Genomic DNA, 8801 nt, shown 5'->3' with positions numbered 1-8801 from the left:
CGTGCGCGCGCCCGTTGTTATTACAAACGGGCGGCCGAGCCCCGTGGGGTTGGTACCCCAGGTTCCCCGATCCTGCGTTGCGCCCCGAATCAATCGAGAACGGGCGGGTAGAACCACTACCCGCTGCACGGCGCGCCTTGTCTCGGAAAACCTGGGGTACCAACGCGAGTGTGTACATTAATCAGTGTTTCCCAAGACAATCGCTGTCGACTCGCCCGGACGGGCGGTCTCGACAGCGTTCGATGGCGGGGGAACCGCATTCGACCGCGACTGTCACGGGATCATACCGATGTGCCAAAGGTCCGGCCAGCACCCGTCGAGGGCGACGGCACGGACTGCTATAGTGCCGGGCAGCATGTCGCCGGCGGGCATGCGTCGCCGCGAAACCGGAGGTCCTGTGAGTCGTCATTTTGGTTGGATCGTGACCCTGATCGTCCTCGGCATCCTGCTGCTGCTGGTGATGGTTCAGGTGGACCGTCAGTGGCAGCGCATGGCGGCGATGCAGAACACCATGAGCGAACAGGCGCGGGATCTGCGCGCTCTGCGCCGCAGCCTGCAGAGCCTGGAGGGGGATCTGGCCTCGGGGCGTTTTGCCGGGGCCGACGCCGAACGCGCCCCGCGGGTTGACGAGGTGCCCTCGGCCTTCCGCCGATCCGCCGCGGCCGCAACCGCGGACGACTACGCCGAGGGCGACTGGCTGGTGCAGGCCTTCGGCACCGGCCTGGCCACGATCACGCCGTATGTATCCTCGGATGCCTATGCCTCGGAGGTGCAGAACTATGTGCTGGAATCGCTGGTGCAGCGCGATCCGGAGTCGCTGGAATGGCAGGGTCTGCTGGCCGAGGCCTGGGAATTCGACGACAGCGGTACCGAGCTGACCTTTCGCCTGCGCCCGGGGCTGCAGTTTTCCGACGGCGAGCCCCTGACCGCCGCGGACGTGGAGTTCACCTTCGATTTCCTGATGACCGACGCCATCGCGGTGCCGCGGGCGCGGGCCTTTCTGGAGATGATCGAGTCGGTCGAGGCGCTGGATGAGCGCCGCGTGCGCTTCGTGTTCGAGGAGCCCTTCTTCGATGCGATGCGGGTCGCCGGCGGCCTGGACGTGCTGCCGAAGCATTTTTACGAGCGCTACCTGGACGAGCCGGAGACCTTCAACGAGTCGCGCGGCATCCTGCTCGGGTCCGGGCCCTACCGGATGGAAGACCCGACCGGGTGGACGCCGGATGCGGGGCGGGTCGAGCTGGAGCGCAATCCGCGCTACTGGGGGCCGGTGGAGCCGTCCTTCGATCGCCTGGTATGGCGGGTGATCCAGAACGACTCGGCGCGGCTGACGACCTTCCGCAATCGCGATATCGATGTCTACGGTGCGCGCCCGCGCGAATACGCGCGCCTGCGCGATGACGAGGCCCTGCGCGAGCGCGCCGACACCTTTGAGTACATGAGTCCGACCGCCGGCTACTCCTACATCGCCTGGAACCAGAAGCGCAATGGCGAGGCGACCCGCTTCGCCGATCCCCGGGTGCGCCGCGCGATGAGCCACCTGACCGATGTCGACCGGCTGATCGAGGAGGTCATGCTGGGCTATGCGGAACGGGCGATCAGTCCGTTCAGTCCGCGCAGTGACCAGCACAACCCCGAGCTGGACCCGATCCCCTACAACGTCGAGCGCGCGCTGGAGCTGCTGGCCGAGGCCGGCTACCGCGAGAAGAACCGGGACGGCGTGCTGGTCAACGCGGACGGCGAGCCGTTCTCGTTTGACCTGGTGTACTTCCAGGACAACGAGGACACCCGGCGCATCGCGCTGTTCCTGCGCGATCTTTATGCCCGCGCCGGGGTCGAGATGCGCCCGCAGCCGACCGAGTGGTCGGTGATGCTGGAGCGGCTCAGCCGCCAGGACTTCGATGCCATTACCCTGGGCTGGACCAGCGGGGTGGAGGTGGACATCTTCCAGATGTTCCACTCCAGCCAGACCGTCGCCGGCGGGGACAACTTCATCCATTACCAGAATCCCGAGCTGGACGCGGTGATCGAGGCCGCCCGCGGCGAGGTGGACGAGGCCGCGCGCATGCAGCACTGGCGCGAGGCCGAGCGCATCCTGGTGGAGGACCAGCCCTACACCTTCCTGATGCGGCGCCAGACCCTGGCCTTCATCGACCGGCGTATCCGCAACCTCGAGCAGACCGCACTGGGCCTGAACCTCGGGTTCGTGCCGGTGGAGGTCTATGTGCCGTTCGAACAGCAGCGTTACGGGCAGTAGGCCGGTGCACCCCGGGAGCCTGTCCGACCGGCACGCCGCGCGATGCTGACCTATATCCTGCGGCGGCTGTTGCTGATGGTGCCGACCCTGTTTGGCATCACCGTGGTGGTGTTCACGGTGATGGCGGCCGCGCCCGGCGGGATCAGCGCGCTGACCCTGGTCGAGGGTCAGGGCCTGGAGCCGCAGGCGCAGAAGGCGATGGAGGAGTACTACAACCGCCTCTACGGCCTGGATCAGCCGCCACCGGTGCAGTTCGGACGCTGGCTGAACAACATCTCCCCGATTGGCTTTGCGCAGGACGAGGACGGCTCGCTCACCGGCTGGCCGCACCTGAAGGCCCCGAACCTGGGTACCAGCTTCCGCTATGGCCGACCGGTGGCCGACCTGATCGCGGAGCGATTGCCGATCACGCTGTTGCTGAACGTGCTGTCGATCCCGCTGATCTACCTGATCGCGGTCGCGGTCGGGGTGCGCGCGGCCACGCGCCATGGCGAGGCCTTCGATTCGCAGTCCGGGGTGGTGCTGCTGGCGCTGTGGTCGGTGCCGACCATGCTGGCCGGGGTGCTGCTGATCGGCTTCTTCGCATCGGACCAGTTCTGGCAGTGGTTCCCCACCGGCGGGCTCAGTCAGCGCGCGGCGCTGGACATGACCTTCCTGCCCACGGTGGAGGTGGTCTGGGCGCTGCCGCTGCTGCTGGTGCTGCCGTTTCTGGGGGCGGCACTGGGCCTCTATCTGGCGCGCCACCTGCCGGCCCTGATCCGTGGCGGCCTGGGCGCGGCGATCGGGGCGATCTGCGGCTGGCTGATGTTCCGTGATCTGGCCGTGGCCGGGGCCATCAGCACCACGGTTGCGGTCGTGATCGGGCTCGTGGTGGGCGGGCTGATGGCGCGCAGCGACTGGGGGGTGCTGCGTGGCTTCTACCTGGCGACTACGGGCCTCGGGGCCGGACTGGCGCTCGCGCTCGGTCTCGCGCCCGGTGACCTGGTGCCGGGCTTCCTGCTGGATCGGGCCTGGCATCTGGTGCTGCCGGTGCTGTGCCTGTCCTACGGCGGGCTCGCGTTTCTCGCCAAGCTGTCGCGCTCGGCGGTGCTGGAGAACCTGAGCTCGGACTACGCGCGGACCGCCCGCGCCAAGGGCGTGGCCGAGCACGACGTGCTGTGGCGTCACGTGTTCCGCAATTCGCTGCTGCCGCTGATTACCGTGTCCGCGACCCTGCTGCCGTCGCTGCTGGCCGGCTCGGTGATCGTCGAGGCGATCTTCTCCATCGACGGCATGGGCAAGCTCGCGGTGGAGGCGGTGCAGACCCGGGACCGCGAACTGGTGCTGTCGATCACCCTGATCTCCGGCGTGCTGACCCTGGTGGGCTACCTGCTGGCGGATCTGGCCTACGCCATCGTCGACCCGCGGGTGAACTATGACTGAGGCCGTGCGCAACCCGGATGCCGACCGCCGCAGCCGGTCCTGGGCCCGGCGCGTGGTGGGCGAGGTCCTGCTGCGCTGGGGCGCGCGCCTGGGCATCGCCTGGATCGCGCTGCTGACCCTGATCGCGGTGCTGGCCCCGCTGCTGGCCAATTCGCACCCGCTGCTGCTGCAGACCGCCGATGGCGACTGGGCCGCGCCGTTTCTGCGCTACCTGACCGCCGCCGACGTGACCCTGTTCGGCATGCTGCTGCTGGCGGCCCTGTTCTGGGCCGTGCCCGGACGACCCTGGCGGCGCCTGGCGCTGTGGGGTGTGCTCAGTGCGATCCTGGGCGCGGTGGCCTGGCAGACGGTGTCGCCGCCGTCGCTGGTGGTCTACGAGCAGTACCGCGAGGCCGAGACGGCCGGTGCCTACCAGACGGTGATCCGGGCGCCGATCCCGTATTCCGCGCGCGACTACCTGCGCGACTATGCCGATACCGGTCTGGAGGCCCCGCGCGAGGTCCCCGACCGGGTGCACTGGTTCGGCACCGACGACAACGGCGCCGACGTGCTCTCGCGCATGATCCATGCCTCGCGTATCGCGCTGTCCATCGGCTTCATTGCGACCGGCATCGCGCTCGGGATCGGCGTGATCCTGGGCGGACTGATGGGCTACTTCTCCGGCATCGTGGACATCATCGGCATGCGCCTGGTGGAGATCTTCGAGGCGATCCCGACGCTGTTCCTGCTGCTGACCTTCGTCGCCTTCTTCGGGCGCTCGCTGTACCTGATGATGCTGATCATCGGGCTGACCTCGTGGTCCGGCTATGCGCGCTACGTGCGTGCCGAGTTCCTGCGCCTGCGCCAGCAGGACTTCGTGCAGGGGGCGATCGCCTCCGGGCTGTCGCTGCCCTCGATCCTGTTCCGGCACATGCTGCCCAACGGCATCGCCCCGATCCTGGTGGCCGCGAGCTTCGGCGTAGCCTCCGCGATCCTGGCCGAGGCCACGCTCTCGTTCCTCGGCCTGGGCCTGGTGGACGAGCCCTCCTGGGGGCAGATGCTGAACCAGGCGGTGCAGAGCTCCACCTTCAACTGGTGGATGGCCGCGTTCCCCGGCGGGGCCATCTTCCTGACCGTGTTCGCCTACAACCTGATCGGCGAGGCCCTGCGGGATGCGGTGGACCCGCATGCCCGCTCCGCGGCGCGCAGCCGCAACCGGGCCACCCCGGCGGCCGGCGCCGGGGGCACGACCAGCGGCGGGGTGCGCTGATCATGCTGGAGGTAAAGAACCTGCAGATCCGCCACGGTGACAGCGCCGCGCCGCTGGTGGAGGATGCCAGCTTCTCCATCCGCGGAGGCGAGCTGTTCGCGCTGGTCGGCGAGTCCGGTTCCGGCAAGTCGATCACCGCGCTGGCGATCATGCGCCTGCTGGATGGCGGCTTCGAGCGGCCGTCGGGAGAGGTCTGGCTGGCCGGTCGCGAGGGGCGCCAGGAGCTGCTGGGCCTGCCGGATGCGGTGATGCAGTCGGTGCGCGGCGACCGCATCGGCATGATCTTCCAGGAACCGATGACCTCGCTGAACCCGGTGCTGACCATCGGCGAGCAGATCGAGGAGGTGCTGCGCCTGCACCGCCCGCAGATGGATGCCGCGGCACGCGCGGCACGCACCCTGGAGGTGCTGCGCGAGGTGCAGCTGCCGAACCCCGAGCAGCGCCGCGACGAGTACCCGCACAAGCTCTCCGGCGGCCAGCGTCAGCGGGTGATGATCGCGATGGCGCTGGTGGCCGAGCCGGACCTCTTGATCGCGGACGAGCCGACCACCGCACTGGATGTGACGATCCAGGCGGAGATCCTGAAGCTGATCGACCGCCTGCGCGAGCGCAACGGCATGTCGGTGCTGCTGATCACCCACGACTTCGGCGTGGTTGCCTCGGTGGCCGACCGCGTGGCGGTGATGCGCAAGGGCCGGATCGTGGAACAGGGCGCCTGTCACCCGCTGCTGCGCGACCCGCAGGATGCCTACACCCGCAAGCTGATCGAGGCTCTGCCGGAGAACCTGCCACCGCTGCCACCGGTGCCCGGGGCCGGACGCGAGGCGTTGCTGGAGGTCGCCGGGCTCAAGGTGCACTTCCCGGTCCTCAAGGGCCTGCTGCGGCGCCAGGTGGACGTGGTGCGCGCGGTGGACGACGTCTCGTTCGCGCTGGACAACGGCGAGGTGCTGGCGGTGGTCGGCGAGTCCGGCTGCGGCAAGACCACCCTGGGCCGGGCGATCCTGCGGCTGGTCGAACCGACCGGTGGCGAGATCCGCTACCGCGGCGAGTCGCTGAGCGCGATGCCACGCAAGCCACTGCGCCGGCTGCGGCGCCACCTGCAGGTGGTGTTCCAGGACCCGGCCTCGTCGCTGAACCCGCGCCTGAACGTACTGACCCTGCTGACCGAACCGATGGGCGTGCACGGGATCGGGGCGGATCAGGACGAGCGCATCGCCATCGCCGGGCAGGTGCTGGAGCAGGTCGCGCTGCCGGAGGACACCCTGTGGCGCTACCCGCACGAGTTCTCCGGCGGCCAGCGCCAGCGCATCGCGATCGCCCGTGCCCTGGTGCTGGACCCGGACGTGATCATCTGCGACGAGGTGACCAGTGCGCTGGATGTCTCGGTGCAGGCCGAGGTGCTGCAGATCCTCGGGCGGCTGCGGGTGGAACGGCAGCTGGCGATGATCTTCATCACCCACGACATGGGCGTGGTGGAATACTTCTCCGACCGCATGCTGGTGATGCACGACGGGCGCATGGAGGAGATCGGCGCGACCGCCGAGGTCCTGGCCAGTCCAAAGGCCGAATACACCCGCCACCTGCTGGACGCCGTGCCCCGCGTCTCGCGCTATCTCTGAACCGCGCGAGCCGGCGGCTTTGTGCCGTGGTGCGGTCGTTTTGATTCACCACGAAGCGCACGAAGACACAAAGAAGGGCGAGGCCAAGGGCGTTTTCACCACAGAGGGTACGGAGTGCACGGGGAAGACCCGGGTTCCGGCTCCCGTGTGCCTTGCCCGGTAAGTGTCTGAAGAGCGATTCATTATTCTGAAACGGGGCTGACCGGCGCCGTCGCGGAAACCGCGCAGCGGTTATCCGGGAGGGCCCAGGACGGGCAGAGCGTCAGGCGCTGAGGGTGTCCTGGGAGATCCCGGCTCTCCGCTTCGCTGCGGCCGGGATGATGACGGGCCTGGGTGGATTGTTGTGGCCGCGCAGGCCCGCATCGCTACCGATCACATCCATTCCATCCGGAATCTCCACGAGCTTCCGGTCTTTCTGTGACCCGCCCTTCTCCGTGTCCTCTGTGCCCTCTGTGGTGGAAAGCTCTTCGCGGCCTTCCGCAAGACGGGCGGCTATTTCTGGCAGGTGGGGCAGTAGCTGCTGGCGCGCTGGCCGATGCGGCGGGTGCGCAGCACATCGGCGCAGACGTGGCAGGGTTCCCCGGCGCGGCCGTAGACGTGCAGGGACTGGCGGAAGTAGCCGTGGGTACCGTCCTCGCGGAGGAAGTCGCGCAGGGTGGTCCCGCCCTGCTCGATGGCCTCGGCCAGTACGGCCTTGATGTGTGCGGCCAGACGCTGGTATTCCGCTCGGGTGACTCGGCCGGCCGCGCGTCCGGGCCGGATCCCGGCGAGGAACAGGGCCTCGGTGGCGTAGATGTTGCCGACCCCGACCACGATGGCCTGGTCCATGACGAAGGCCTTCACCGGGCCGCGGCGGGCGCGGCTGCGCAGGAATAGGATATCGCCATCGAATGCGGGGTCCAGGGGTTCGGGGCCCAGCCCTGCCAGGAGCGGATGCGGGGTGCCGTCGTCCGGGAGCGGCAGACAGCAGCCGAAGCGCCGCGGGTCGTGCAGCCGGACCTGGTAGCCGTTGTCCAGGTGCAGGATCAGGTGGTCATGGCGGCGCAGCGGCGTCTCTGGCGGGCAGTGGCGCAGGCTGCCGGACATCCCCAGATGCAGCAGAATGCCGGTGCGATCGGTATCCAGCAGGAGATACTTGGCCCGGCGGGCCAGTTGGCGGACCTGCGCGCCGGCCAGTCGCGTTGTCAGGTCCTCGGGTACGGGCCAGCGCAGGCGTGGCTCGCGGACCTCGAAGGCGGTGATGCGGCGCCCCGCCAGCAGGGGTTCCAGCCCGCGCCGGGTGGTCTCGACCTCGGGCAGTTCAGGCATGCACGCCCTCGATCTCCAGCAGCAGTTCGCGCCGGCAGATATCGCCCTGCGCCCACTGCACCACCGGGCCTGGACAGTAGTCGTTGAAGTGTTCGGCCAGGACCGCGGCGACACGGGTCCGATCCTCGGGACGGCGCAGGTAGACGCGCAGCCAGCGTGGGGGTGGCAGGTGGCGCCCGGCGGTCTCGTGCAGGGCCCGCAGGTTGGTCAGGGTCTCGCGGGCCTGCGCGCTGACATCCTCGGGATGCCGGCTCTCGTGGCCGACGATGCTGGCGGTGCCCGACAGCAGGACCAGCGGACCGTCTGTCGTGTCCAGCCGGGTGGCCCGCGCGAAGGTGGGACTTTTCGGGCTGTAGCGTTCGGGGTAGCGGTAGGCGCTGACCTGGCGCGGGTTTTCCAGCGCCGTGGCCGGGGTGCGGGTGGCGATCAGGTAGATCACCAGCCGCCGCTGTGTGCCGCCAATCGCGGTGGCGGCGGGCATGCCGGCCTGCGGGATCGCGAGGGTCTCCAGGGCCGCGGCGCGACCGATGCAGAAGGCCTGGTAGCGTTCCAGGCCGTCTTCTTCGCCATGGATGTCGCCAAAGAAGTTCCAGATGCGTGCGAGGTGTCCGAAACCACGCGCATGACAGGCGCCCAGCAGGTCGCGATAGGCCTGTTCGGTCTGGGTGCGCAGGCCGTGGTCCGGGCCCTGCCAGCTTGCGAACAGGACCTCCGGATACTCCAGCAGTTGCAGCGGACCCTGGTGTTCGGCGCGAGCGCGTCCCCGGGTGGTCCAGGATTCGACGTAGGTATCCGGCGCCACGGGTTCCACCCCGGGATGGATCTCGAGGCGGTTTGCGCGGGTGTCTGTGCCTGCGGTCGGGCCCAGATGCACGTGCATGCCGGTGTCGGGGCCGGTTGCGGCCTCCGGCAGCAGCTGGCTGCGCAGGTTCAGGGTCATGCCCGG

At 68.9% G+C, this 8801-nt stretch carries 6 protein-coding genes; 4 read left to right on the top strand and 2 right to left on the bottom strand.

Going from position 1 to position 8801, the window contains the following annotated elements; genetic code table 11:
- Window positions 1-397 precede the first annotated feature (397 nt).
- From D000_RS0103575 to D000_RS0103560, 4 genes are read left to right on the top strand one after another with little or no spacing between them, the layout of a single operon-like run.
- Entirely contained in the window at window positions 398-2257 is a 1860-nt protein-coding gene (locus D000_RS0103575) for a peptide-binding protein (protein WP_018872186.1), read from the top strand.
- Window positions 2258-2299: 42 nt separating this feature from the next.
- Window positions 2300-3679, top strand: a complete 1380-nt coding sequence (locus D000_RS0103570) for an ABC transporter permease (RefSeq protein WP_018872185.1) — start codon at window positions 2300-2302, stop codon at window positions 3677-3679.
- On the top strand, window positions 3672-4928 hold the full coding sequence (locus D000_RS0103565) for an ABC transporter permease (RefSeq protein WP_018872184.1): 1257 nt from the start codon (window positions 3672-3674) through the stop codon (window positions 4926-4928). Before D000_RS0103570 ends, D000_RS0103565 begins: the two co-directional genes overlap by 8 nt.
- A gap of 2 nt (window positions 4929-4930) precedes the next feature.
- Window positions 4931-6547 carry an ABC transporter ATP-binding protein gene (locus tag D000_RS0103560; protein WP_018872183.1) on the top strand — a complete coding sequence of 539 codons (1617 nt, stop codon included), beginning with the start codon at window positions 4931-4933 and terminating at the stop codon, window positions 6545-6547.
- Window positions 6548-7039: 492 nt separating this feature from the next.
- Here the strand turns inward: D000_RS0103560 and mutM are convergent, their stop codons facing one another.
- Window positions 7040-7855, bottom strand: coding sequence for a bifunctional DNA-formamidopyrimidine glycosylase/DNA-(apurinic or apyrimidinic site) lyase (mutM, locus tag D000_RS0103555; RefSeq protein ID WP_018872182.1), 816 nt, complete (start codon window positions 7853-7855; stop codon window positions 7040-7042).
- Window positions 7848-8795, bottom strand: a complete 948-nt coding sequence (locus D000_RS0103550; RefSeq protein WP_018872181.1) for a hypothetical protein — start codon at window positions 8793-8795, stop codon at window positions 7848-7850. Before D000_RS0103550 ends, mutM begins: the two co-directional genes overlap by 8 nt.
- Between the last annotated feature and the right edge of the window lie 6 nt (window positions 8796-8801).

This window comes from Thioalkalivibrio sp. ALJ16 (assembly GCF_000377345.1).
GTDB lineage: Bacteria > Pseudomonadota > Gammaproteobacteria > Ectothiorhodospirales > Ectothiorhodospiraceae > Thioalkalivibrio.
This window is presented reverse-complemented; position numbering and strand designations above follow the sequence as displayed.

Coding starts and splice junctions, on each gene's coding strand:
- mutM (WP_018872182.1), bottom strand. CDS start 7,855: ATGCCTGAACTGCCCGAGGTCGAGACCACCCGGCGCGGGCTGGAACCC.
- D000_RS0103550 (WP_018872181.1), bottom strand. CDS start 8,795: ATGACCCTGAACCTGCGCAGCCAGCTGCTGCCGGAGGCCGCAACCGGC.
- D000_RS0103570 (WP_018872185.1), top strand. CDS start 2,300: ATGCTGACCTATATCCTGCGGCGGCTGTTGCTGATGGTGCCGACCCTG.
- D000_RS0103560 (WP_018872183.1), top strand. CDS start 4,931: ATGCTGGAGGTAAAGAACCTGCAGATCCGCCACGGTGACAGCGCCGCG.
- D000_RS0103565 (WP_018872184.1), top strand. CDS start 3,672: ATGACTGAGGCCGTGCGCAACCCGGATGCCGACCGCCGCAGCCGGTCC.